Origin of the sequence: Oharaeibacter diazotrophicus (assembly GCF_004362745.1) — a bacterium.
Taxonomy (GTDB): Bacteria; Pseudomonadota; Alphaproteobacteria; order Rhizobiales; family Pleomorphomonadaceae; genus Oharaeibacter; species Oharaeibacter diazotrophicus.
Genome location: NZ_SNXY01000010.1, coordinates 340386 through 363809, shown reverse-complemented (window position 1 = coordinate 363809; position 23424 = coordinate 340386). Strand labels below are relative to the sequence as shown.

Annotated in this window: 22 protein-coding genes; 13 read left to right on the top strand and 9 right to left on the bottom strand. The window is 72.1% G+C overall.

Annotation, left to right across the window (positions count from 1 at the left end; all coding sequences use genetic code 11):
• Positions 1–5 precede the first annotated feature (5 nt).
• Together EDD54_RS19350 and EDD54_RS19345 are read right to left on the bottom strand one after the other, a co-directional pair.
• Entirely contained in the window at positions 6–329 is a 324-nt protein-coding gene (locus tag EDD54_RS19350) for an accessory factor UbiK family protein (RefSeq protein ID WP_126539014.1), read from the bottom strand.
• A gap of 162 nt (positions 330–491) precedes the next feature.
• A complete protein-coding gene (locus tag EDD54_RS19345; protein ID WP_126539016.1) occupies positions 492–821 on the bottom strand; it encodes a hypothetical protein in 330 nt (109 codons plus the stop codon).
• A 199-nt stretch (positions 822–1020) separates the two neighbouring features.
• On the opposite strand from EDD54_RS19345, the gene lgt reads away from it, so the two are divergent.
• From lgt to EDD54_RS19310, 7 genes are all read left to right on the top strand, one after another.
• Positions 1021–1866 (top strand): prolipoprotein diacylglyceryl transferase, encoded by an 846-nt coding sequence (gene lgt, locus EDD54_RS19340; protein WP_126539017.1) that lies wholly within the window; start codon positions 1021–1023, stop codon positions 1864–1866.
• The gene (locus EDD54_RS19335; RefSeq protein ID WP_245515823.1) at positions 1863–2948 is read left to right on the top strand and encodes a class I SAM-dependent methyltransferase; all 1086 of its coding nucleotides are present in this window, start codon (positions 1863–1865) and stop codon (positions 2946–2948) included. Before lgt ends, EDD54_RS19335 begins: the two co-directional genes overlap by 4 nt.
• Before the next feature lie 56 nt (positions 2949–3004).
• Positions 3005–3775 carry a peptidoglycan editing factor PgeF gene (pgeF, locus tag EDD54_RS19330; RefSeq protein WP_126541814.1) on the top strand — a complete coding sequence of 257 codons (771 nt, stop codon included), beginning with the start codon at positions 3005–3007 and terminating at the stop codon, positions 3773–3775.
• A gap of 11 nt (positions 3776–3786) precedes the next feature.
• Positions 3787–4941: a M24 family metallopeptidase gene (locus tag EDD54_RS19325; RefSeq protein ID WP_126539019.1), complete on the top strand. Its 1155-nt coding sequence runs from the start codon at positions 3787–3789 to the stop codon at positions 4939–4941.
• Between the two features lie 105 nt (positions 4942–5046).
• Positions 5047–5667 (top strand): hypothetical protein, encoded by a 621-nt coding sequence (locus tag EDD54_RS19320; protein WP_126539021.1) that lies wholly within the window; start codon positions 5047–5049, stop codon positions 5665–5667.
• 160 nt (positions 5668–5827) lie between these two features.
• The gene (locus EDD54_RS19315) at positions 5828–6760 is read left to right on the top strand and encodes a ribose-phosphate pyrophosphokinase (RefSeq protein WP_126539023.1); all 933 of its coding nucleotides are present in this window, start codon (positions 5828–5830) and stop codon (positions 6758–6760) included.
• A 207-nt stretch (positions 6761–6967) separates the two neighbouring features.
• A complete protein-coding gene (locus EDD54_RS19310) occupies positions 6968–8482 on the top strand; it encodes a caspase family protein (RefSeq protein ID WP_126539024.1) in 1515 nt (504 codons plus the stop codon).
• 46 nt (positions 8483–8528) lie between these two features.
• On the opposite strand, the gene EDD54_RS19305 is transcribed toward EDD54_RS19310, so the two are convergent.
• Positions 8529–10139, bottom strand: a complete 1611-nt coding sequence (locus EDD54_RS19305; RefSeq protein WP_165644709.1) for an SUMF1/EgtB/PvdO family nonheme iron enzyme — start codon at positions 10137–10139, stop codon at positions 8529–8531.
• Between the two features lie 244 nt (positions 10140–10383).
• Here EDD54_RS19305 and EDD54_RS19300 point away from each other — a divergent pair, with 244 nt between their 5' ends.
• Complete coding sequence (locus EDD54_RS19300; RefSeq protein ID WP_126539028.1) at positions 10384–10977, top strand: 50S ribosomal protein L25/general stress protein Ctc; 594 nt, start codon at positions 10384–10386, stop codon at positions 10975–10977.
• A gap of 112 nt (positions 10978–11089) precedes the next feature.
• The gene (gene pth / locus EDD54_RS19295) at positions 11090–11854 is read left to right on the top strand and encodes an aminoacyl-tRNA hydrolase (RefSeq protein ID WP_126539029.1); all 765 of its coding nucleotides are present in this window, start codon (positions 11090–11092) and stop codon (positions 11852–11854) included.
• Positions 11855–11865: 11 nt separating this feature from the next.
• Here pth and EDD54_RS19290 read toward each other — a convergent pair whose 3' ends face one another.
• Positions 11866–13686, bottom strand: coding sequence for a putative bifunctional diguanylate cyclase/phosphodiesterase (locus EDD54_RS19290; RefSeq protein WP_165644910.1), 1821 nt, complete (start codon positions 13684–13686; stop codon positions 11866–11868).
• A gap of 181 nt (positions 13687–13867) precedes the next feature.
• Between EDD54_RS19290 and ychF the strand changes: the two genes are divergently transcribed.
• Positions 13868–14962 carry a redox-regulated ATPase YchF gene (gene ychF / locus EDD54_RS19285; RefSeq protein ID WP_126539033.1) on the top strand — a complete coding sequence of 365 codons (1095 nt, stop codon included), beginning with the start codon at positions 13868–13870 and terminating at the stop codon, positions 14960–14962.
• Between the two features lie 202 nt (positions 14963–15164).
• A complete protein-coding gene (locus EDD54_RS19280) occupies positions 15165–15539 on the top strand; it encodes a hypothetical protein (protein WP_126539035.1) in 375 nt (124 codons plus the stop codon).
• Between the two features lie 144 nt (positions 15540–15683).
• Here the strand turns inward: EDD54_RS19280 and EDD54_RS19275 are convergent, their stop codons facing one another.
• Complete coding sequence (locus EDD54_RS19275; RefSeq protein WP_126539037.1) at positions 15684–15863, bottom strand: hypothetical protein; 180 nt, start codon at positions 15861–15863, stop codon at positions 15684–15686.
• A gap of 460 nt (positions 15864–16323) precedes the next feature.
• Here EDD54_RS19275 and EDD54_RS19270 point away from each other — a divergent pair, with 460 nt between their 5' ends.
• Positions 16324–17067 (top strand): sulfotransferase-like domain-containing protein, encoded by a 744-nt coding sequence (locus tag EDD54_RS19270; RefSeq protein WP_207620561.1) that lies wholly within the window; start codon positions 16324–16326, stop codon positions 17065–17067.
• 81 nt (positions 17068–17148) lie between these two features.
• Here the strand turns inward: EDD54_RS19270 and fliJ are convergent, their stop codons facing one another.
• Together fliJ and fliI are read right to left on the bottom strand one after the other, a co-directional pair.
• Positions 17149–17562 carry a flagellar export protein FliJ gene (gene fliJ / locus EDD54_RS19265; protein WP_126539039.1) on the bottom strand — a complete coding sequence of 138 codons (414 nt, stop codon included), beginning with the start codon at positions 17560–17562 and terminating at the stop codon, positions 17149–17151.
• A 7-nt stretch (positions 17563–17569) separates the two neighbouring features.
• Complete coding sequence (gene fliI / locus EDD54_RS19260) at positions 17570–18916, bottom strand: flagellar protein export ATPase FliI (RefSeq protein WP_126541816.1); 1347 nt, start codon at positions 18914–18916, stop codon at positions 17570–17572.
• A gap of 395 nt (positions 18917–19311) precedes the next feature.
• Here fliI and ctrA point away from each other — a divergent pair, with 395 nt between their 5' ends.
• Positions 19312–20007, top strand: a complete 696-nt coding sequence (ctrA, locus tag EDD54_RS19255; protein ID WP_126539041.1) for a response regulator transcription factor CtrA — start codon at positions 19312–19314, stop codon at positions 20005–20007.
• A gap of 91 nt (positions 20008–20098) precedes the next feature.
• Here ctrA and EDD54_RS19250 read toward each other — a convergent pair whose 3' ends face one another.
• Both EDD54_RS19250 and cutA read right to left on the bottom strand, forming a co-directional pair.
• Complete coding sequence (locus EDD54_RS19250; RefSeq protein ID WP_126539044.1) at positions 20099–22921, bottom strand: patatin-like phospholipase family protein; 2823 nt, start codon at positions 22919–22921, stop codon at positions 20099–20101.
• An 82-nt stretch (positions 22922–23003) separates the two neighbouring features.
• On the bottom strand, positions 23004–23357 hold the full coding sequence (cutA, locus tag EDD54_RS19245) for a divalent-cation tolerance protein CutA (RefSeq protein ID WP_126539046.1): 354 nt from the start codon (positions 23355–23357) through the stop codon (positions 23004–23006).
• Positions 23358–23424 lie beyond the last annotated feature (67 nt).

Sequence of the window (23424 nt, the reverse complement as noted above, 5' to 3'; positions counted from 1 at the left end):
CGGGGTCAGGCGCCGCCGCTCGCCCCGTCGGGCGTGGTGCCGTGCGGCTCGACGCCCGGAACGGGCTCGGCGACGTCGCGGACGGCGAGGCGCGCCTCGAGGTCGGCGACGCGGGCGGCGAGGCGCTCGACCTCGGCGACCGCCTTGGCGGCGAGGGCCTGGACGATCTCGAAATCCTCGCGGCGGACGAGGTCGAGTTCGGAGACGACGCGGTCGGCCTGCGAGCGCATCGCGGTCTCGACCTCGCGGCGGGCCGACTGGGCGACGCCGGCGGCGTCGTTCATGAGCTTGGCGAACTCGTCGAACAGACGGCCCTGGGTGTGCGTCATCACGGCTCTCCGCTTCGCCCGCGCCCCGATCGCGCGGCGCCCCCTATGTGGCGCCGCGCGGGGCCGCGATCAAGTCGGGCCCCGCGCGGACGAGCCGGTCGCGATCCGGACGGACGCCACCCGCCGCGCGATCCCCTCGCGCGGCGGGTGGCGTCCGACGGCTCAGTTGATCGTGAAAGTGCCGACCTCGCAGACGTTCATGGCGTTCTTGACGACCTCGTCGCCGTCGCTGAACACCACCTTCAGGTCGTACTTGCAGTAGCCGGTGCCGTCGTCGATGTTGACGTTGACGTTGCCGCCCGGCGGCACTTCGTCGTTGCCGAGGATGTTCTCCTCCCAGTTGTCCTGGCCGACGCTGGAAGCATAGAACTCGACGATCGAAAAGTCGGTCTTGTTCACGATTTTGACGTGACGGTCGAGCGCGACCGCCGGAACGGCCGACACGACGAGCACGGCGACCGCGACGGCGGCGCTGATACGATTGAACGACATGGAACCCCCGGAACATGGCGGATGGCAAGTGATACCCCCGCAGCCACGCGCGCAAGATAGCAGCAAAATGCGCGATATGGAAAATCCGTTGGACTTACGTAACCTTGTTGGGGGTGCCGGCGCGCTGCGGTTGACGGCGCCGGCCGGTCGCGGGATACCTCGCCGCGACGTGGAGCCCCCGCTCCCGACGGCAGGTGCGATGCCCATCCTGGTGATACCCTTCCCGGCGATCGATCCGATCCTCGTCTCCTTCGGGCCCTTCGCGATCCGCTGGTACGCGCTCGCCTACGTCGCCGGCCTGCTGTTCGGCTGGTGGTACGTCCGCCGCCTCGTGGCGACCGATCGGCTGTGGCCGGCCGGCCCCCGCATGGACGCGCTCGGCGTCGACGACCTCCTGGTCTGGATCACCTTCGGCGTCGTGCTCGGCGGCCGGCTCGGCTATGTCGCCTTCTACAACCTGGACTACTATCTCTCCGACCCGCTCGAGATCGTGAAGGTGTGGGACGGCGGCATGTCGTTCCACGGCGGCATGACCGGCGCGGCGCTGGCGATGATCCTGTTCGCCCGCGGCCGGAAGCTGAACTTCTGGTCGGTGTTCGACGCCGCCGCCGCTGCGGTGCCGATCGGGCTGCTGCTCGGCCGGCTCGCCAACTTCGTCAACGGCGAGCTCTACGGCCGCCCGACCGACGTTTCCTGGGCGGTGGTGTTCCCGCGCGGCGGCGACGTGCCGCGTCACCCGAGCCAGATCTACGAGGCCGGGCTCGAGGGGCTGGTGCTGTTCGTGGTGTTGACGCTGGTGGTCTGGCGCACGCCGGCGCTGAAGCGGCCGGGCCTCGTCACGGGCCTGTTCGGCGTCGGCTACGCCCTCGCGCGCATCGTCGTCGAGTTCTTCCGCGAGCCCGACCCGCAGGTCGGCTACCTCGCCTTCGACGTCGTCACCATGGGCATGGTGCTGTCGGCGGCGATGGGCTTCGTCGGCCTCGCGATGATCGCGCTCGCCGTCTCGGGCCGCACCGCCGGCCCGTCCGCGGGGCCGGGGCCGTGAACCCGCTCGGCGAGCGCATCCGCGCCCTGATCGCGGCGACCGGGCCGATCCCGGTGGCCGACTACATGGCGCTGGCGCTCGGCGATCCCGAACACGGCTACTACGCCACCCGCGATCCCTTCGGCGCCACCGGCGACTTCGTCACGGCGCCCGAGATCAGCCAGATGTTCGGCGAATTGATCGGGATCTGGTGCCTCGCCGTCCACGCCGCCCTCGGCGCGCCGGCCTCGGTCCGGCTCGTCGAGCTCGGCCCGGGCCGCGGCACGCTGATGCGCGACCTCCTGCGCGCCGCCCGGCTGGCGCCGGATTTCCTCGCGGCGGCCGACGTCCACCTCGTCGAGACCAGCCCGCACCTGCGCCAAGTGCAGGCCGCCAGCCTCGCCGGTCTCGCCGCGCCGACGTGGCACGCCGACGTCGCGACCCTGCCGCCGGGGCCGGCGATCGTGGTCGCCAACGAGTTCTTCGACGCGCTGCCGATCCGCCAGTTCGTGCGCGCCGGCGGCGGCTGGGCCGAGCGGCGCGTCGGCCTTTCGGACGACGGCGGCCTCGCCTTCGGCCTCGCCGCCGGCACGGTCGACCCGGCGCTGCTGCCGCCCGGCGCCGAGGCCGCGCCCGAGGGCGCCGTCGCCGAGGTCAACCTTGCCGCCGAGGCGATCGCGGCGCGGCTCGCCGCCCGCATCGCCGCCGAGGGCGGCGCGTTGCTCGCGATCGACTACGGCCACGCCGAGAGCGGCTTCGGCGACACGCTGCAGGCGGTCCGCCGCCACGCCTACGCCGACGCGCTCGCCGCCCCCGGCGAGGCCGACCTCACCGCCCACGTCGACTTCGGCGCCCTCGCCCGCGCCTGCCGCGCCGCCGGGGCGCGGGTGCACGGACCGGTGACCCAGGGCGAGTTCCTGCTCTCCATGGGCCTGCTCGAACGCGCCGGCCGGCTCGGCGCCGGCCGCTCCGAGCGCGAGCGCGAGACGATCGTGGCCGCGGTCGAGCGCCTCGCCGGCCCGGAGGAGATGGGCACGCTGTTCAAGGTGATGGCGGTGACGGGCGGCCTGAACGTGCCCGGCTTCGACGCCGTCGCGATTTGACAGCGCCGGCCGCTCTGCCACCATCGCCGCCGATTCGGAGGGCCTCGATGTCGACGATGATCACCGCCCCGGCGCTCGCCGACCTCCCCGGCATCCGGCACGGCTGGTTCACCCGCGCCGGCGGCGTCTCGGAGGGGATCTACGGCAGCCTCAACACCGGCCTCGGCTCCGCCGACGACCGGGATCGGGTGCTGGAGAACCGCGGCCGGATCGCCGAGGCGCTCGGCGTCGGCCGCGACGCGCTGGTGACCTGCCATCAGGTCCACTCCCCTGACGTCGTCCACGCCACCGCCCCGTGGGCGCCGGAGGACAACCCGAAGGCCGACGCCCTCGTCACCGACCGGCCGGGCCTCGCGATCGCGGTGTCGTCGGCCGACTGCGGCCCGGTGCTGTTCGCCGACGCCGACGCGCGGGTTGTCGGCGCCGCCCATTCCGGCTGGAAAGGCGCCTTCGGCGGCGTGCTCGAGGCGACGGTGGACGCGATGGAGCGGCTCGGCGCCGAACGCGGCCGGATCCGCGCCGTCGTGGGACCGATGATCTCGGCGGCGGCCTACGAGGTCGGCCCGGAATTCGTCGGCCGCTTCGCCGCCGCCGGCGAGGAGGTCGAACGCTGGTTCCGGCCGTCGGGCCGGGACGGCCACGCGCTGTTCGACCTGCCGGCCTACATCGCCTTCCGCCTCGCCCGCGCCGGCGTCGGCACCGTCGCCGACCTCGGGCTCTGCACCTATTCCGACGAGGCGCGCTTCTTCTCCTACCGCCGGACGACCCACCGCGGCGAGCCCGACTACGGCCGCCATCTCTCCGGCATCGTGCTCGAACCCACCTGAGGGAGCCGGCCATGGCGCTGCACTTCGACGAGGCCGAATACGCCGCCCGGCGCGCCGCGCTGACGGCGTCGATCCGCGCCCGCGGCCTCGACGGCCTGCTGATGTTCGCCCAGGAATCGATGTACTGGGCGACCGGCTACGACACCTTCGGCTTCTGCTTCTTCCAGTGCCTCGCCGTCGGCGCCGACGGCCGGATGGCGCTGCTGACACGCTCGGCCGACCTCCGGCAGGCCCGCCACACCTCTGACATCGCCGACGTCCGCGTCTGGGTCGACCGCGCCGACGCCGGCCCGGTGGCGCAGCTCGCCGACATGCTCGCCGACCTCGGGCTCCTCGGCGGCCGGCTGGGCGTCGAGTACGACACCCACGGGCTGACGGCGAAGAACGGCCGCGCCCTCGACGCGGGTCTCGCCGGCCGCGGCGAGCTGGTCGACGCCTCCGACCTCGTGCCGGCCCTCAGAGTGGTGAAGTCGCCGGCCGAGATCGCCTTCGTGCGCAAGGCCGCCGCCCTCGCCGACGACGCCTTCGACGCCGCCATGGCCGAGATCCGCCCGGGCGCCGACGAGGGCCGCGTGCTCGCCGCCCTGCAGGGCTCGATCTTCGCCGCCGGCGGCGACTATCCCGGCAACGAGGTGATCATCGGATCGGGCGAGGACGCCCTGCTCTGCCGCTACAAGAGCGGCCGGCGCATCCTCGCCGCCGACGACCAGCTGACGCTGGAGTTCGCCGGGGTCTGGCGGCACTACCACGCCGCGCTGATGCGCACGGTGGTGGTGGGACGGCCGCGGCCGCGCCACGTCGAACTGCACGCCGCCGCGCTCGACGCGCTCGCCGCCGTCGAGACGGCGATGGTGCCCGGCCGCAGCTTCGGCGACGTCTTCGACGCCCACGCCGCGGCGATGGACGCCCGCGGCCTCGCGGCGCACCGCCTCGCCGCTTGCGGCTATTCGCTCGGCGCCCGCTTCACGCCGAGCTGGATGGAGTGGCCGATGTTCTACCGCGACAACCCCGCCGCGGTGGTGCCGGGCATGGTGCTGTTCGCGCACATGATCCTGATGGACTCCGACAGCGGCACGGCGATGTGCGTCGGCCGCAGCTACCTCACCACCACCGGCGCGCCGGAACCGCTGTCGCGGTTGCCGCTCGCGCTGCCGGTGGTCGGCTGAAATGCGGGTCCTTCGCTTCGCGCGGGGCTTGAACGCGGACGCCGCGTCGTCCACAAACGGTCGTCGCAGCGGGGAAATCGGCCCCGGGCCGGCGGGAGGACAGGCATGAACGCAGATCTGGGGCGGCCGGCCGGTCGCGTCGTCGGACGCGGACGCGTCGCCACGGCCCTCCTCGCCGCCCTCGTGCTCGCCGCCTGTCAGGCCGGCGGCGCCGGCCGGACCGGCGCCGGGCGCGACGTCACGGCGCCGACCGTCGCCGCCCCGCCCGAGGCGACCCGGCCGAACCCGCCGCCGGTGCCGGCGGCCCAGGCCTCGTTCCGCTTCGACCAGATCCTCGGCGTGCCCACCAACAAGCAGGACACCCTCGCCCGCGAGATCGCCACCTACGCCAAGGGCCGCAACCTCACCCTGGTGCGCCGCGGCGACCCGACCGCGAGCTACCGCCTGCTCGGCTTCCTGTCGGCGGTCGGCGGCGACGCCGGCGTCAACGTCACCTACGTCTGGGACATCGTCGACGCCAACAACAACCGCCTGCACCGCATCACCGGCGTCGAGGTCGCCTCGACCGCCGAGGCCGATCCGTGGTCCGGTGTCGGCGACCAGGTGCTGGCGGCGGTGGCCGCGCGCACGGTCGAGCAGGTCTACGCCTGGGTGAACCAGCGTCCCGCCGCGGGCGCTCCGCCGGCGGCCGTGGCGGCCGCGCCGCAGCCGGGCCGGGCGATCTGACGGGCGGCGCGCGACCGGGCCGTCGCGACCATCGGCGCATGGGAAACCGCCGCCGACGGCGGTTTACGCGACCGGTCGCGGGTGATAAGACCCCGCGCGAAACGTGGCCGGGGACGCCCGCGGACTGTCCCGCCCGGTCCGCAATCCGAGGTCCCCACCGATGAAGCTCGTCGCCGGCAACTCCAATCGGCCGCTCTCCGAAGCGATCGCCGACTATCTCGATCTCGGGCTGACCAAGACGTCCGTCCGCCGCTTCGCGGACCAGGAGATCTTCGTCGAGATCCTGGAGAACGTGCGCGGCGAGGACGTCTTCGTCGTCCAGTCGACCAGCTTCCCGGCCAACGACAACCTGATGGAGCTGCTGATCCTCACCGACGCGCTGCGCCGCTCCTCGGCCAAGCGCATCACCGCGGTGCTGCCCTATTTCGGATACGCCCGCCAGGATCGCCGCTCCTCCGGCCGCACGCCGATCTCGGCCAAGCTGGTCGCCAACCTGATCACCCACGCCGGCGTCGACCGCGTGCTGACGCTCGACCTGCACGCCGGCCAGATCCAGGGCTTCTTCGACATCCCGACCGACAACCTGTTCGCCGCCCCGGTGCTGGTGCGCGACATCAAGGAGCGCTACGCGGTCGACAACGTGGTGGTGGTCTCGCCGGACGTCGGCGGCGTGGTGCGCGCCCGCGCGCTCGCCAAGCGCATCGACGCCCCGCTCGCCATCGTCGACAAGCGCCGCGAGCGCCCGGGCGAGTCCGAGGTGATGAACATCATCGGCTCGGTCGACGGCCGCGACTGCATCCTGGTCGACGACATCGTCGATTCCGGCGGCACGCTCTGCAACGCCGCCGACGCGCTGCTCGCCAAGGGCGCCCGCTCGGTCACCGCCTACGCCACCCACGGCGTGCTCTCCGGCGGCGCGGTCGCCCGCATCGGCGATTCCCGCCTGAAGGAGATGGTGGTCACCGATTCGATCCAGGCCACGGCCGCGCAGGCGCAGTCGCCGAAGCTGCGAACCATCTCGATCGCCCCGCTGATGGGCGAGGCGATCGCGCGCACCGCCGCCGAGCAGTCGGTGTCGAGCCTGTTCGACTGACGCCGCCGCGACGGCCCGGCGATCCGGGATCGTCGCGGGCCGCGGGCCTTCGGAATTCTACCGGCTCGCGCGTGCGACGATCGCCTGTTCCTCCGATGGCACGGCCGGTTTTCCGCGAATCCCGGCCGTGCGTTGTTTCCCTGGCAACCTCTCTTGTCTAGACTGCGCGCCGTCCGCTTCGCGGTATCGGCGATGAGGGAGACGGGTATGTTTCAGGTCATGGCCGGTTTTCGGCGACGGGTGACGGTGTTCGCGGCGTTGGCCGCACTGGTCGTGGCGCCGGCGGAGGCGTCCGAACGGCCGGGCGCCGCGGACGACGCGGCGCCGATGTCGCGGCCCGCGGGCGCGTTCGACGTCGCCACCTTCTGGTTCCTGTCCAACCCCAAGTGCCCGACCGGCGAGGTCCAGACACCCGGCGGCTGCGTCTGCGAGGCCGGGCTGTCGCGGATCGACGGGCTCTGCGTCGTCGCCCCGCCGCCGCCCCCGAAGGTGGTCGACCAGCCGCCGCCGGCCGCGCCCCCGCCGCCGAAGCGGGTCACCCAGAAGAAGGTGCCGCCGAAGGTCGCCAAGCGGCCGCCCGCGGGCGTCGCCGGCTACGAGGGCGGCACGCCTTGCATGGACGCCGACCTCGTCGCGCTGATGACCAGCGCCTACGGCAAGAAGCCCGCCGGCGTCGTCGCCTGCAACGCCGGCTGTCTGCCGCGCCCGAAGGGCACGCTGCGCTCCAAGGCCGACCTCGACGCCCTCGCCAGGGCCAACGGCGTCGCCTGGTGCCCGGAGAGCTGCATCGAGGTCACCGGCTGGATGCCGCCGGCCGAGGTGCTGCGCCTCGAGCGCCTGACCGGCCGCTCCTTCTGCCCGACCGACGGCCAGAACTACTGCCGCGCGCCCGAATACGTCGGCGTGCCGGTCGCGACCACGGTGGAGAAGGTGCTCGCCTTCTCGCCGGCCGCGACGCCGCCGCCGCCCCCGGGCTCGGTCGCCCTGGTGCTCGGCTTCGGCGGCTACAAGTCCGGCATTCCCGGCAACGACCATGCCGAGCGCGACGCCGCCGCCTTCAAGGCGCTTCTGACCGACCGGCTCGGCTATCCCGCGAACGCCGTGGTGGCGCGCGACAACCTCACCCGCGCCGATCTCCTGAAACTGTTCGCGCCCGACGGCGACCTCGCCAAGGCCAAGCCGACCAACTCGCTGATCCTCTACGTCTCCGGCCACGGCCTGTCGGATCCCGCCACCGGCAAGGCCTACCTGCTGCCGGTCGACGCCGACCCCGCTCGCCTCGCCGAGACCGCGGTGGCGCTGCAGGACGTCTACGAAGCCCTCGGCAAGCTCGGCACCCCCGGCCTGACGGTCGCGCTGGAGGCCTCCTTCCCGACCTCGGTGAGCGACCTCGTCGACCCGCCGAACCTGCCGGACACCGACGTCGCGGTGCTGCCGGAGAAGCCGATCCCCGGCCTCTCGGTCTTCACCGCCGCCGACCGCAACCAGCAGACCCTGGTCGATCCCGAACTCGGCACCGGCCTGTTCACCCGCTGGCTGCTCGAGGGCCTCTCGGGCGCCGCCGACGCCGATCCGACCGGCAACGGCGACCGCAAGATCGAGTCGGTCGAACTCTACGTCTACACCGCGCACCACGTCCGCGTGACCGCGCGCAAGTCCTTCGGCCTCGAGCAGAAGCCGCTGATCAGCGAGAGCGCCAACTCGCTGATGCGGAGCTTCTGAACACCGGCAGTCGGGACGGGAACGGGGGCCGGGCGCGAGCCCGGCCTCACTCCATGTCGCGGGCGATGCGGAAGCCGACGACGTTGAGGCGCTTGTCCTCGGGGTAGCTGGTGCGCGCGGCGACGCGGGCGGCGGCGGGCTCGAAGTACCACGCGCCACCCTTGACGACGCGGCGGCCGCAGTCGCCGCCGCGCGGGCTGCCGTCGGTGGGCGCGCCCTGGTGGTTCGGCGTCCAGCAGTCGGCGACCCATTCCGCCACGTTGCCGTGGACGTCGTAGAGCCCGAACGGGTTGGGCGCGAAGCTGCCGACCTCGGCGGTGCGGCCCTCGTAGGCGCCGGCGAGCGCGAGATCGCCGCTGAGCGAGAAGTCGACGTTGGCCGAGCCCTTGGCGAGCCTGTCGCCGCTGGCGTAGGCGCCGGTGGTGCCGCCGCGGGCGGCGTATTCCCATTCCGCCTCCGACAGGAGCCGGTAGCGCCGGCCGGTGGCGGCCGACAGCCAGGTGACGTAGGCCTCGGCGTCCTTGTGGCCGACGTAGATCACCGGCCGCTTGCCGCGGCCCCAGCCGGCGTCCTTCGGCGGCGTCGAGGGGCAGCCGCCCTCGAGCGCGCAGGTCTCCCAGTCGTCGAAGGTGATCTCGTGGGTCGAGACCGCGAACGGCCGGGCGATCGTCACGGCGACCTGCGGCGCCTCGGAGGCGTCGTGGCCGGCCTCGGTCGCGGCCGAGCCGAGGAGCAGCTTGCCGGCCGGCAGCACGGTCATCTCCGGGCAGTCGGTGCAGTCGCGGAACAGGGTGCCGACCGGGTGGTCGGTGCGCGGCACCACCGCGGGCTTCGGCAACGCGCCGACCAGCCGGGTCGAGACGTCGGTCGCCGCGGCGGCGAGCACGTAGCCCTCGCAGTCCTCGCCGGCGAGGCAGAATTTCGGCGAGCCGCCGCGGCTGGTCACCTCGGGGATCTGGGCGCCGTCGGTGGCGACGCGGACGTCCTCGGCGACCTCGTCGAGCAGGTCGCGGAACGGCACGGTGCGGCCGTTCTCGAAGCGGGCGAGCAGCGCCCGGGCGAAGGGCGAATGTTCGCCGGGCGCGCCGTCGGCGGCGACGGAACCGCTCAGCGTGGCGTTGGCGATCAGGGTCGAGCCAGTCGAGGCGACGCGGGCGAGGCCGCGGAAGCCGCCGGCCTCGGCGCCGCGCTTCGGGCACTGCGGGAACGGGTCGGAGCGGCAGGCGTCGAGCAGCACCACCTTGTGCGCGGCGCCCTCGGCCGCCTCGAACAGGGCGTCGATCGGCACGGCGCGTTTGGCCTCGCGGGTGTCGCAGGCGAGCGCCATGTCGACCGGGGCGAGGACGTCCTTGCCGTCGACCTCCATGCCGTGGCCGGCGTAGAACACCACGGCGAGGTCGGCGCCGCGCGAGGTGTCGCGGAAGCCGTCGAGGGCGTCGAGGAAGTCGGCGCGGTCGAGGTCGGTGTGCTCGGCGACCTCGAAGCCGTTGGCGCGCAGCACGCCGGCGATCGCGACGGCGTCGCGGGTCGGGTTGTCGAGCGGCGACAGGTTGGCGTAGCCGCCGTTGCCGATCACCAGCGCGACGCGCTTGGCGGCCGCCGCCGGATCGGCGGCGAGGACGAGGAGGGCGGCGAAGAGGACCGGGACCGTACGCATGGGAGGACTGGTGTCCGCGAGGGGCTCCGCCGCACCGGCGGGCGACGGACGATAGCGCCTTCTTACGGGACGCGGGAGATCCCTCGGGCCGCGCGGGGCGGAAATCCGCGCCGCGGCCTTGTGTTTCCGGCGCTTTGCGGCTATGGAGCCGGCGTCCGTGCCGACCCCCCTGGAGGGAGCGCGGACGCGTGGGCGGCCGCGACGGCCGCTCCCGATCTCCCATAGCATACGAGCGAGGCAAGCCATGGCTCACACCTACGAGCTCAAGGCCAGCGCGCGCGACCGGGCGGGAAAGGGGTCCGCCCGGGCTCTGCGGCGTGAAGGCAAGATTCCGGCCGTCATCTACGGCGACAAGCAGCCCCCGCTGTCGATCTCGATCGACGCCAAGGAGACCTCCAAGCGTCTCCACGCCGGCGGCTTCCTGACCCACGTCGCCACCATCGACGTCGACGGCCAGCAGATCCGCGTGCTGCCGCGCGACTACCAGCTCGACGTCGTCCGCGACACCCTGATCCACGTCGACTTCCTGCGCGTGTCGGCTTCGTCGAAGCTGACCGTCGAGGTTCCGGTGCACTTCCTCAACCAGGAAGCCTCGCCCGGCCTGAAGCGCGGCGGCGTGCTGAACATCGTCCGTCACGAGGTCGAGCTCGAGGTGTCGCCGGACGCGATCCCCGAGCATCTCGAGGTCGACCTGACCGGCGCCGAGATCGGCGACAGCATCCACATCTCCGCGGTCAAGCTGCCGGAAGGCGCCCGCACCGTGACCCGCGACCGCGACTTCACCATCGCGACGATCGCCGGCTCGGCGGCCTCGACCTCGGAAGAGTCGAAGGGCTGACGCTCCCCCGCGGAGCGACGCGATCCCACGGGGTCCCGGCCGCACGGCCGGGGCCCCGTTTCCATTCCGGGCGCCGGCGGGCCGGCGCGGCGAGCGGGCGGAGGCACGGACGATGATCATCCTGGCCGGACTGGGCAATCCCGGCGCGAAATACGCCGGCAACCGCCACAACATCGGCTTCATGGCGGTCGACCGCATCCACGCGCGCTGGCGCTTCCCGGCGTGGCGGAAGAACTTCCAGTCCGAGGTTGCCGAGGGCACGATCGCCGGCGAGCGGGTGCTGCTGATGAAGCCGCAGACCTACATGAACGAGAGCGGCCGCGCCGTCGGCGAGGCGGTGCGCTTCCTCAAGCTCGCCCCGACCGACGTCGTCGTGCTCCACGACGAGCTCGACCTGCCGCCGGGCAAGCTGCGCATGAAGGTCGGCGGCGGCCACGGCGGCCACAACGGCCTGCGCTCGATCACCAGCCAGATCACCGACGGCTACCGCCGCATGCGCCTCGGCATCGGCCACCCCGGCCAGCGCGAGCTGGTGCACGCCCACGTGCTCTCCGACTTCGCCAAGGCCGACCAGGCCTGGCTCGACCCGCTGCTCGACGCGGTCGCCGGCCACGTCGACGACGTCGCGACCGGCCACGACGACACGTTCGGCAACCGCATCCACCTGCTGCTCACCCCGGAGAAGCCGACCAAGCCGCCGAAGAAGCCGCGCGAGGCCGGCGGCGAGGCAGCGGCCGCCCCGGCAGCGGCCGCCCCGGCCGCGGACGCTCCGGCCGCGGACGCGCCCGCGGCGAAGGGCACCGATCGCAACGCCATGGCGGCAATGCTGCGCGGGCTGATGGCCCAGCGCCCGAAGGGCGGAAAGCCGAAGCTGTAAGGCCCTTGCGGTCAGGCCCGGCGCAGGACCGCGCCGGATGCGCGGGCGGCGAGAAAGTCGGCGACGGCGTCCGGTCGCATCGGGCGGGCGATCAGGAAGCCCTGGCCCTCGTCGCAGCCGTTGTCGCGCAGCCAAGCGAGCTGGGCGGCGGTCTCGATGCCTTCGGCGGTGGTGCGGAAGCCGGTGGCGCGGGCGACGCCGAGGGTGCCGCGCACGATGGCGTTGCAGTCGGGGTCGACGCCAAGGCCGTCGACGAAGGACTTGTCGATCTTGAGCTTGCTGAAGCGGCGGTCGCGGATCAGGCTCAGCGAGGAGTAGCCGGTGCCGAAGTCGTCGAGCACGATGCCGACGCCGAGCGCCTTGAGGTCGTCGAGCGTGCGCCGGGTGGTGCCGCCGCTCTCGAACAGCGCGGTTTCGGTGACCTCGACGGCGAGGCGGGACGGCCGGACGCCGTGGCGCAGCAACGCCAGCGTCACCGCGGCGGCGAAACCGGGATCCTCGAGCTGGATCGGCGACACGTTGACCGACAGCCCGATGCTCGGCGGCCAGGTCGCGGCGTCGGCGAGGGCGTGGTCGAGCACCCAGTGCCCGATCTCGACGATCGCGCCCATTTCCTCGGCGAGCGGGACGAAGCGATCCGGCGGGATCGCGCCGTGGACGGGGTGCGTCCAGCGCAACAGTGCCTCGAAGCCGGTCACGGCCTGGGTGTCCATCTGGACCAGCGGCTGGTAGACGAGGTGGAACTGCCCGCCGGCGAGCGCCTGGGCGAGATCGGCGCGGAGCGCGCTGCGCCGCTGCACGGCGTCGGCCATCTCGTCGGAGAAGAAGCGGTAGGTGTTCCGTCCGGCCGCCTTGGCGCTGTAGAGCGCGGTGTCGGCGCGCTGCGACAGCACCTCGAGGTCGCCGCCGGCCGAGGTGGCGACGGCGACGCCGACGCTGACGCCGCAGGCGAGCATGTGTTCGCCGACCGCGAAGGGCTGGCGGAACGCCGCCAGCACCGCCACGGCCACCGACTCCTGGGCGGCCATGCTCTCGGCCGGGCAGCAGATCGCGAATTCGTCGCCGCCGAGCCGGGCCACCAGCGCCCCGGCCGGCACCGCGGCGGCGATGCGCTGCGCCACGGCGGCGAGCAACTCGTCGCCGACCCGGTGGCCGAGGGTGTCGTTGACGGTCTTGAAGTCGTCGAGGTCGATGTAGTGGATGCCGACGGTACCGACACCGCCGCGCACCAGCGCCGCGGTGGCGAAGTCCTCGAAGGCGACGCGGTTCGGCAGCTGCGTCATGGTGTCGGTGTAGGCGAGCCGCGAGATCCGCGTCTGCACCGCGTGGTGGCGGATGGCGATGGCGCAGAGGTCGATGCAGGTCTCGACGATGCGGCGCTCGAGCGTGGTCGGGCCGCGGCATTCGCCATAGTAGAAGGCGAAAGTCGCGACGACGCCGCCGGTCTCGTCCTTGATCGGGCTCGACCAGCAGGCCCTGAGGCCGAAGCCGAGCGCGAGTTCCTTGAAGGATGCCCAGAGCGGATCGTGTTCGATGTCGGTGACGATCACCTCGGTGCCGCGATGGGCCGCCGTGCCGCAGGAGCCGACCTCGGGACCGATCTCGAGGCCGTCGATGGCCTCGCAATAGGCCGGCGGCAGGCTCGGGCCCGCGAGCGGACGGATCCGAGCGGTCTCGTCGATCAGCACGACCGAGCAGGTCGCTCCCGGCGCCATCGCCTCGGCCCGCCGGCAGATCAGGTCCGCGACCTCGGCCAGCCCGGCGTCGAGGGCGACCGCCTTGAGGACGTCGGTCTGGAGCCGGAGCAGGTCGTGGGTCCGCAGATCAGGCATGCGCGCGCTCCGCATTCGTCCACCACGGATAGCATCGCGGCCTTAAGGCCGACATAATCGGACCCGGCGGAATTGAACGATGGCGCGCCATCGCGGGCGTGGCGCTTGACCTTCCGGCCGCGCTCCCCCAAGAACCGCACCAACGTCCCGATCGCGATCACGTCCGGAAAGTCTTCCAGCCATGGGTTTCAAGTGCGGCATCGTCGGCCTGCCGAACGTCGGCAAGTCCACGCTCTTCAACGCCCTCACCAAGACCGCCGCCGCGCAGGCGGCCAACTATCCCTTCTGCACCATCGAGCCGAACACCGGCGAGGTCGCGGTTCCCGACCCGCGGCTGACGAAGATCGCCCAGTCGGCGAAGTCGGCGCAGATCATCCCGACCCGCCTGACCTTCGTCGACATCGCCGGTCTCGTCCGCGGCGCTTCCAAGGGCGAGGGCCTCGGCAACCAGTTCCTCGCCAACATCCGCGAGGTCGACGCCATCGCCCACGTGCTGCGCTGCTTCGAGGACGGCGACATCACCCACGTCGAGGGCCGGGTCGATCCGGTCGCCGATGCCGAGACGGTCGAGACCGAGCTGATGCTGTCGGACCTCGAGAGCCTCGAGCGCCGGGTCGTGCCGCTCAGGAAGCGCGCCCAGGGCGGCGACAAGGAGGCGAGAGAGCAGGTCGAGATCATGGACCTCGCCCTCGAGGCGCTGCGCGACGGCCGGCCCGCCCGCACCGTCGCGGTGCCGCAGGGCGCCGAGGACGCCTTCCGCCAGCTCAACCTCCTGACCTCCAAGCCCGTGCTCTACGTCTGCAACGTCGAGGAGGCCTCGGCCGCGAAGGGGAACCGGCACTCGGAGGCGGTGTTCGCCATGGCCGCCCGCCAGGGCGCCAAGGCGGTGGTGATCTCCGCCGCCATCGAGGCCGAGGTCGCCCAGCTCTCCGACGAGGAGCAGACCGAGTTCCTCGAGACCCTCGGCCTCGAGGAACCGGGGCTCGACCGGCTGATCCGGGCCGGCTACGATCTCCTCGGCCTGATCACCTACTTCACCGCCGGGCCGAAGGAGGCCCGCGCCTGGACGATCACCCGCGGCACCAAGGCGCCCCAGGCCGCCGGCGTGATCCACTCCGACTTCGAGCGCGGCTTCATCCGCGCCCACACCATCGGCTACGACGATTTCGTCACCCTCGGCGAGGTCAAGGCCAAGGAGGCCGGAAAGGCCCGCGACGAGGGCAAGGAATACGTGGTGCAGGACGGCGACGTGCTGCACTTCAAGTTCAACGCCTGACGCGGAGCCACCGCGCGGCGTCGTCCGCTCACCCCCGGCGGCGGTCGTCATCGGACCGTCGTCGGCGATCGTCAATGGTCGCGGCGCCGTGGAGCCTTCGCCGGCTCCCGATCGTTCGACACACCGACGCGCGTCCATCCCGGATGGACGCGCCGCAGCCGGCGCCGCGCCGCGGCGCCACAAGGGCGAGGAAAGGCCTGCCATGCACACCCTTCTGATCGACGGCGTCGCCATCGCCGTCACCGACGCCGACCGCGAGGATGCCGAGGCGCTGTTCTCCAGCGACGGCTTCAAGGACGACCTGAAGTCGCTCACCGTCGAGGGCCGGCCGCTCTGGGACGGCGTCGCCGCCTTCACCGTGCGCGAGGCCAGCGAGGACGAGGTCGCGGTGTTCGACGACTTCGAGGACGGCGACTTCGACGACGAGTTCGGCGAGGACGACGAGGACGCGGCCGAGGGCGACGACGCCGAGGCGCTCGCCGAAGACGCGGACGAAGAGGAAGAGGAAGAGGACGACGAGGACGCCTACGAGGTGATGTTCCTCGTCCCGATCGACCAGTTCCCCGAAGAGAGCTGAGTGCACCGCGGCGGCCCCCCCGGGGACCCGCCTCGGCACACGACACCACGGGCGGCCGCGACGGCCGCCCGTTCCCCTCCCCCGGCGACGCCGCGCGGCCGTGCAGCGTTCCGCCCGGTCGCGGCGCCGGCGCGGTGGCGACGCTCAGCGGCGGCGGCGGGTCCGGCCGGTCGGGAAGGCGCCCTGGAAGGCGAGGCGACGCGGGCGCGGCGGATCGACCCGCTCCACGTGCTCGCCGAGGCGGCTGTAGCCGCTGGCGGCGCGAATGGCCACGAAGGCGATCACCAGAACGGCGGCGGCGGTCAGGGCTGCGGTCGCGAGCATGGACGTCCCCTCCAAGACGTAGCCCCAGCGTGCCGGTGCGCCACGAAATCGTCAAGATCGACGAGGCTTCCCCCTTGGTCGCAACGCCGGCGGCAGCGCCGCGGCAGGGTGACGCGGCGCGGGCGCGTCAGGGATAGCGCGCACTCGCGCCGGCCCCGGCCGTCGCTACCGCGGAGGCGTGGCCGTGCACGGCTTCGACGCGCCGGTTGGACGGCGCGCCGGCGGCGGCGGCGACCACGGCGGCGAGGAGAAGGACGGCTACGACGAACGCCCGCATGGCTGAGCCCCCGGCCCCGTGCCGCATCCGCGGCCGGGTGATGGCGAGACTGCGGCAGCCCGGCTGAACCCGCTCCGTCCACGGCGTTCATGTCGCGTTCATCGCGGCGCGGGCTTGACCGCGACCACCCGGGCGCGGGATTGAGGGGAGATCCGCTCCACCCGCCGATCCGCGAGCCGCCGCATGACCGACAGCACCGCCCCCGTCCGCATCGCCATGTGGTCGGGCCCGCGCAACATCTCCACCGCGATGATGCGCAGCTTCGAGAACCGGCCGGACACGGCGGTCTGGGACGAGCCCTTCTACGCCGCCTATCTCGCCGCCACCGGCCTCGACCACCCGATGCGCGCCGCGGTGATCGCCGCCGGCGACACCGACCCGGCCGCCGTCGCCGCGCGCGCGCTCGGCCCGGTGCCGGAGGGCCGGACGGTGTTCTACCAGAAGCACATGACCCACCACATGCTGCCCGGATTCGACCTCGACTGGATCGACGGGGTGACCAGCGCCTTCCTGATCCGCCGCCCGGAGAGCGTTCTCGCCTCCTACGTCCAGAAACGCGAGGCGGTCACGCTCGACGACATCGGCTTCCGCCGTCAGGCCGAAATCTTCGACCGCGTCGCCGACCGCCTCGGCGCGGCGCCGCCGGTGATCGAGGGCAACGACGTGCTGGCCGACCCGCGCGGCGCCCTCGGCCGGCTCTCCGCCGCCCTCGGCATCCCGTTCCGGGAGGAGATGCTGTCCTGGCCGGCGGGCCGGCGGGCGAGCGACGGCGTCTGGGCGCCGCACTGGTACCACGCCGTCGAGGCCTCGACCGGCTTCGGCCCGGCCCGCGCCGACGTCGACCGCGCCACCCTCCCCGCCGACCTCGCCCGCATCGCCGAGGCGGCGACGCCGTATTACGAGAGGCTCGCGCCGCACCGGATCTGAAGCCCGAGAACGACGAAGGCCGGGCGCCCACGGGGCGGCCCGGCCTTTCTCGTCTCGCCCGTCGCGATTCCCTAGGCGGCCTCACGCCATCCGGAAGGACAGCCGCGCGGCGACCTCGTCGAGGTGGTCCTGTTCCACCCGGTCGGCCTCGGCGCGCTCGCGCACGTGGTCGCGCTCCTCGATCAGTTCGATCTTCTTCATGTCCTCGACGGCCTCGGACAGGGCGGCCCGGGCGGCGTCGAGCTGGACGCGCAGGTCGTCGGCCGAGACCATCAGGTTGTCGCGCCGCTGCATCGCGGCCTTGGCGAAGGTCGGGTAGGCGAAGTGGGCGACGTCGGAGATGCCGACCCGCTTCTGCTCCGCCAGGATCTGCTCGTCGAGTTCGGCGGCCATGCGCTCGAACTCGGCGATCATCACCTCGATCTGGGTCACCTGGCGGCGCTTCTCGTCCACCTGGAACCGCTTGAGCCGGATGAGACTGTTACGGGACTTCATCGGTTACTCACCCTCCGGATGGCGGGAACCTTAACCCCAGAGTGCTTTCCAAAAGGTTGGCGAGTTCGCGATAACCTTCCTCGCGGCCGGTGCTCTCGTCCTTGCCCTGGGTCAGGAAGGCCTCGATCGGCCCGGACAGCGCGATCGCCGCGTCGACCTCGGGGTTGGAGCCCTTGCGATAGGCGCCGAGCCGGATCAACTCCTCCATGTCGGCGTAGGTCGCCATCAACTTCTTGGTCTCGCGGATCATCGGCCGCCATTCCGGCTCGACGCAGCCGGGCATTGTGCGCGACACCGACTTCAGCACGTTGACCGCCGGATAGCGGCCGCGCTCGGCGATCGACCGCTCCATCACGATATGGCCGTCGAGGATGCCGCGGACGGCGTCGGCGACCGGTTCGTTGTGGTTGTCGCCGTCGACCAGCACCGTGAAGAGGCCGGTGATCGAGCCCTGGCCGTAGCGCCCGGGCCCGGCGCGCTCGAGCAGGCGCGGCAGTTCGGCGAACACCGTCGGGGTGTAGCCCTTGGACGCCGGCGGCTCGCCGACCGACAGGCCGATCTCGCGCTGGGCCATGGCGAAACGGGTGACCGAATCCATCATGCAGAGCACGTCGCGGCCGGTGTCGCGGAAGTGCTCGGCGACGGTGAAGGTGAGATAGGCCGCCTGCCGGCGCAAGAGCGCGCTCTCGTCGGAGGTGGCGACCACGACGACCGAGCGGGCGAGGCCGTCCTCGCCGAGGTCGTCCTCGATGAACTCCTGGACCTCGCGGCCGCGCTCGCCGATCAGGCCGATCACCGAGACGTCGCAGGCGGTGTAGCGCGCCAGCATCGACAACAGCACCGACTTGCCGACGCCCGAGCCGGCGAAGATGCCCATGCGCTGGCCGCGGCAGCAGGTGGCGAAGGTGTTGAGGACGCGCACGCCGAGGTCGATCGGCGCGCCGACGCGCTGGCGTTCGGAGGCTGCCGGCGGCATCGCCCGGAGCGGCCGCTCGTCGCCGCCGCCGCGGATCGGGCCCTTGCCGTCGATCGGCTCGCCGAAGGGGTTCACGACGCGGCCGAGCCAGCCGTCAGACGGCCGCACGGTCGCGGCATTGGCGACGATGCGGGCCTTGGCGCCGAGGCGCACGCCCTCCATCGAGCCGAACGGCAGGCAGAGCGCCCGCTCGCCGCGGAAGCCGACGACCTCCATGCCGACGGTGGCGCCGGAGAAGCCGGTGACGGCGAGGCGGGTGCCGACGCTCATCTCCTGCACGGGGCCGGCGACCTCCACCATCAGGCCCTGGACCGAGGCGACTCGGCCGTAGACCTCGAGACCGCGGATCGCGTCGATCTCGGCGATCAGCCCTTCCATGGACATTGCGAAGACCTGTCGAAGAACGTCCGAACTGATTCGGGAGTGTAACCCTTCGTTAACGCGGGCCGTTAATGATTTGAGGACGGCTCGGCGACCGGTCGAGCCAGAGCGGAGGCGGCGCCTGTGGACAAGCCGGAAGGCAGAGTCCGGGGAGTCGCTTAGGTCGATCCGTTAAACCGTCACAGAAGCATTTGCCTATTCGAATCCGACTGGAATCAGAAGGCCGTGCGTCCAATTTCGCAGACTCTTGTGCAATCCGCTTGCAGCCGGGAATCAGAGTTTGTTAACCATTGGGCGCTAGGCTGAAGTCCGACGTCGAATGACCGGCATTGCCGGGTCCGGGCGCCGACAGGACGTCGAGCGCGGGGCCGCGAGATACGAGGGGATCAGGCATGCGCGTTTTGCTGATCGAGGACGACAGCGCGACCGCACAGAGCATCGAGCTCATGCTGAAGTCCGAAAGCTTCAACGTCTATACGACCGACCTCGGCGAGGAAGGCATAGACCTCGGGAAGCTCTACGACTACGACATCATCCTGCTCGATCTCAACCTCCCGGACATGTCCGGTTACGAGGTGCTGCGCACGCTGCGCGTGTCCAAGGTGAAGACGCCGATCCTGATCCTGTCGGGTCTCGGCAACATCGAGGACAAGGTGCGCGGTCTCGGCTTCGGTGCCGACGACTACATGACCAAGCCGTTCCACAAGGACGAGCTGATCGCGCGCATCCACGCCATCGTCCGCCGCTCGAAGGGCCACGCCCAGTCGGTGATCGTGACCGGCGACCTCGTCGTCAACCTCGACACCAAGACCGTCGAAGTCGGCGGCCAGCGCGTCCACCTGACCGGCAAGGAGTACCAGATGCTGGAACTCCTCTCGCTCCGGAAGGGCACAACGCTGACCAAGGAGATGTTCCTCAACCATCTCTACGGCGGCATGGACGAGCCGGAGCTGAAGATCATCGACGTCTTCATCTGCAAGCTCCGCAAGAAGCTCGCCAACGCCACCGACGGCAAGAACTACATCGAGACCGTCTGGGGCCGCGGCTACGTGCTGCGCGAGCCCGACGACATCCGAGAGATCGCCTGATCCGGCTTCTGCCTCGCCGCGCCGACCTCCGAGCCCCGCCCCCGGCGGGGCTTTCGTTTTTTGCGGGGTTTTCGTTTCGGCGGGGCCGCGATCAGCGTCCGGGCCGGTCGCGACCCGGCACGGGCGCCGGGCGGGCGGCCCGCGAACGCCGCACCGGCGCGGGCGCGGGCGCCCCGACGACGACCGCGGGCGCACCCGTCGCCCCGAGCACCATCCGCAGCCGGTTCAGCAGCACCGCCTGCCCGGCGTCCGCAGCGCACGACAGCGCGTGGTCCATGGCGTGGAAGCCGAGGGCGCGATAGGCCTCCATCTGCTCTTCGGAGAAGAACTGGTCCGCCGTCGTCTCGTGCGGGAACTCCGGATAGCGCCGGGCGTAATCGAGCACGTAGTCGTTCTCGTCGCCGGTCAGGCTGGCCTTGACGTAGAGGATCACGCCCTCCTCCGGCTCGCGGCCGTCCGAATAGCGGATGCGGCCGACGGCGGCGTGGGCGCTCTTCGGGCCGGGCGGCGGGAGCTCGCCCTTCAGCCGCGCGGCGCGGCGGACCCGCCCGGCATCGCGGATCGCCTCCCACGGCAGTTCGATCCGGATGCCCTCGTCGATGCGCGCGAAGCGCTCGGCGTCGACCATTGCGCCGCAGTCGAGCCCGGGATCGGCCTCGCCGTCGACCACGACGACGAAGGCGCAGCGCCGCTTCAGGAGCTGGTACAGCCCGAGATTCTCGATGTGGCCGCCGTCGGTGACGTAGATCCGCGCCCGCTTCTCATCGAGCCGGTTGAACATCTCGGCGCCGAGATAGGGCAGGCGCCAGTCGTCGCGGGACGCCCGCGCGGCGATGGTCTCCGGATCGCGGGTGGGCTTCGCCGCCGTTTTCCGTCCGCCTCCGGCCGCCTCCCGGAGCGCCCGCGGATTGCGCAGCCAGAAGCCGAGGCGGACGTTGAAGAGCGCGAGGGTGAAGGCGAGCATCGGGATGCCGACCCGGCCCATGCTCGACGACACCGCCGCGCCGGAGATCGCCGCGGCCGTGGCGAGGTCGAGCTGCCGTTCCGCGGCCTCCATCCAGGCGGTCGGCACCCATCCGGTCGCCTCGCTGCCGACGTGGGTCGGTGTGAAGGTGAAGATGTCGGCGTTGCGTCCGCGGCGGTTGACGGTGCTCGATCCCGGCACGTTGATCGTCGCGTTGACGATCGGGAACGGGCCGGTCGCCCGCGGTGCCTTCGCGAGATGATCTCGCAGGCGCGCGAAGGTCAGCCTCTCGCCGTCGGCCTGCAGCCGTCCGCCGTCGGGCGGCGGTTCGGTCGGGGTGATGTCGAAGGCGACCGCGAGACGGTCGCGGTAGAGCCGGTGCAGCGAACTGGCGTTGGGCGTGAAGAAATAGGCGGCGACGGTCAGCACCGTCCCGAGGCCGGCGAGATCGCGCCAGACCTGCCACTGCGGACCGGTCATGCAGGTTTCGCGGAGCACGACCACCCCGAACACGATCGGAAGCGCGACGACCCCGGCGGCGACCACGGCCGCCGGGCCCGGCCTGAGCGGATCCCCGTTCGCCCGGTGGCGTCGCGCGGCCAGGCCGAAGCGGGCGACCGTGACCACCGCCCCGACGACGCCGACGGCGAGGGGCACGCCGCCGACGATCCCGTTCGGCACGGCCGGCCAGCCCGCCGGCGGCGTCCGCACCACCGCGGCCGCCACCAGTTCGAGGAAGGCTGCGAACAACAGCAGCGGCACCGCCAGGGCGGCCGCCAGCAGCAGCGCCTTGGCGGTCACAGCCTTGATCGCGGCCGACCAGCGGGGATCGGTCCGCGCCTGCCCGATCAGGCCGGCGAGGCGCTGCCAGAACGCGCCGACGAGGCCGCTGCCGGCGAGGATCGGCAGGATCGCGACCTCGAAGTCGCCGAGCACCGACGTCAGGTCCGGCAGCGCGACCGCGTTGAGCAGCGGGCCGATCGCCTCGACGACGACGATGCCGGCGACGAGCACCATGGCCACGGCGGCGCCCCGGGCGGCACGGCTGTCCGGTTCGCCGAGCCCGCGGACACCGTCGTTGCGGCTCTCCCGCCACGACCGGACGAGGGCCCAGACGACGCAGAAGGCCGCGAACAGGCCGACGGCGACGAGGGTCACGGGAAAGGCGTCGCTCCAGGCGAGCGCGGTCGGGAGGGGACCCTTTGGAGGGGAAACGCAGTCCGTGGCGGTGCCGCTCCACCACGTCGCCGCCAGCGACTTGGACACGCGCGGCTCGATCACCGGACCGCCGGGTCCAGCGACCTCGTCGATCCCTCCACCACCTTCGGAAATCACGACGTCGCACAGGGTGGTGCGGTACACCGGCGCGACCAGGATCGCGGCGAGGATCATCAGGCTCGCGGTGATCACCGCGTTGACGACGAGACCGCGGGCGAGGATCGCGAGCGACGTCAGGACGTCCCGGAAGCCGTGCGGCGCCAGGAAGTTGCCGTGGTCGCGGATGTGGCGGACCAGAGGGCTGTCGCCGTAGAGGCCGCCAGCCGCGCCCTCCGACTGCGCAAGTCCGAAGTCGGACGGCGTCGCCGCGGGGACCGGAAGCGGAAGGCCGATCGGCAACGCGATGCGCTTCGCGTCGTCCGGCGCCTCCTTCGTACTCGCCGCCGCCCGGCGGTCGTAGTCCGCGGTGACGGCCGCGCCGACGTAGCCGCCACCCGAGACCGTCGAGAGATAGTCCATCGGCTGGAACAGGCCGTGCTTGTGGAGCGCCTGCAGCGCACCCATGCAGAAGCTCGCCGAACGGATGCCGCCGCCGGAGAGGGCGAGGCCGGCGAGGTTCTCAGGCGGCTTCGCGGCCGCATCCAGTTTCGGCGCCGCTCCGCTCCGCCGTGCGCGGACCCAGCCGTATTCCGTCTCGAGGACCGCCCGGAAATCCGTCGTCGCGTCGTCCATGACGGCCGCCCCTCCGCCGCGTCATGGACCTACCATGGCGCGCAAGGCCGGCGAATTGCAAGCGTCTATCGCGGGGCCGCCGTCACGGCAACGACACGGTCTCGTCGCCGCCCGTCTCCGCGCGGATCCAGACCGCGACACCGCGGCCGGCGTGGACGATGGGCAGCACCTCGATCGCCGGCTGCTCGTAGGGGTGGTTGGCGACGATGGCCGTGAACAGGCTCTCGACGAATTCCTCGCGCGTCTTGATCAGGAGGAGCACCTCCTGGTCCTCGGAAATCTCGCCCATCCAACGGTAGATCGAGACGACGCCCGGCACGATGTTGACGCAGGCGGCGAGGCGCCGCCCGACCACCGTCGCCGCGATCTTGCGCGCGCTCTCCATGTCCGGACAGGTCACGGTGACCTGACGGAGGTCCGAATCGATCTGTGCCATCGCCCACCCGTGTCGCGTTTTCTTTTGCGTCGCGACATGCTAGCCGAATGCTCCGCGGACGGGAACG

Bases quoted from the DNA above. Each gene is read 5' to 3' on its own strand.
- EDD54_RS19350 (WP_126539014.1), bottom strand. From the start codon at position 329: ATGACGCACACCCAGGGCCGTCTGTTCGACGAGTTCGCCAAGCTCATG.
- EDD54_RS19345 (WP_126539016.1), bottom strand. From the start codon at position 821: ATGTCGTTCAATCGTATCAGCGCCGCCGTCGCGGTCGCCGTGCTCGTC.
- lgt (WP_126539017.1), top strand. From the start codon at position 1,021: ATGCCCATCCTGGTGATACCCTTCCCGGCGATCGATCCGATCCTCGTC.
- pgeF (WP_126541814.1), top strand. From the start codon at position 3,005: ATGATCACCGCCCCGGCGCTCGCCGACCTCCCCGGCATCCGGCACGGC.
- EDD54_RS19325 (WP_126539019.1), top strand. From the start codon at position 3,787: ATGGCGCTGCACTTCGACGAGGCCGAATACGCCGCCCGGCGCGCCGCG.
- EDD54_RS19320 (WP_126539021.1), top strand. From the start codon at position 5,047: ATGAACGCAGATCTGGGGCGGCCGGCCGGTCGCGTCGTCGGACGCGGA.
- EDD54_RS19315 (WP_126539023.1), top strand. From the start codon at position 5,828: ATGAAGCTCGTCGCCGGCAACTCCAATCGGCCGCTCTCCGAAGCGATC.
- EDD54_RS19310 (WP_126539024.1), top strand. From the start codon at position 6,968: ATGTTTCAGGTCATGGCCGGTTTTCGGCGACGGGTGACGGTGTTCGCG.
- EDD54_RS19305 (WP_165644709.1), bottom strand. From the start codon at position 10,139: ATGCGTACGGTCCCGGTCCTCTTCGCCGCCCTCCTCGTCCTCGCCGCC.
- EDD54_RS19300 (WP_126539028.1), top strand. From the start codon at position 10,384: ATGGCTCACACCTACGAGCTCAAGGCCAGCGCGCGCGACCGGGCGGGA.
- pth (WP_126539029.1), top strand. From the start codon at position 11,090: ATGATCATCCTGGCCGGACTGGGCAATCCCGGCGCGAAATACGCCGGC.
- EDD54_RS19290 (WP_165644910.1), bottom strand. From the start codon at position 13,686: ATGCCTGATCTGCGGACCCACGACCTGCTCCGGCTCCAGACCGACGTC.
- ychF (WP_126539033.1), top strand. From the start codon at position 13,868: ATGGGTTTCAAGTGCGGCATCGTCGGCCTGCCGAACGTCGGCAAGTCC.
- EDD54_RS19280 (WP_126539035.1), top strand. From the start codon at position 15,165: ATGCACACCCTTCTGATCGACGGCGTCGCCATCGCCGTCACCGACGCC.
- EDD54_RS19275 (WP_126539037.1), bottom strand. From the start codon at position 15,863: ATGCTCGCGACCGCAGCCCTGACCGCCGCCGCCGTTCTGGTGATCGCC.
- EDD54_RS19270 (WP_207620561.1), top strand. From the start codon at position 16,324: ATGACCGACAGCACCGCCCCCGTCCGCATCGCCATGTGGTCGGGCCCG.
- fliJ (WP_126539039.1), bottom strand. From the start codon at position 17,562: ATGAAGTCCCGTAACAGTCTCATCCGGCTCAAGCGGTTCCAGGTGGAC.
- fliI (WP_126541816.1), bottom strand. From the start codon at position 18,916: ATGGAAGGGCTGATCGCCGAGATCGACGCGATCCGCGGTCTCGAGGTC.
- ctrA (WP_126539041.1), top strand. From the start codon at position 19,312: ATGCGCGTTTTGCTGATCGAGGACGACAGCGCGACCGCACAGAGCATC.
- EDD54_RS19250 (WP_126539044.1), bottom strand. From the start codon at position 22,921: ATGGACGACGCGACGACGGATTTCCGGGCGGTCCTCGAGACGGAATAC.
- cutA (WP_126539046.1), bottom strand. From the start codon at position 23,357: ATGGCACAGATCGATTCGGACCTCCGTCAGGTCACCGTGACCTGTCCG.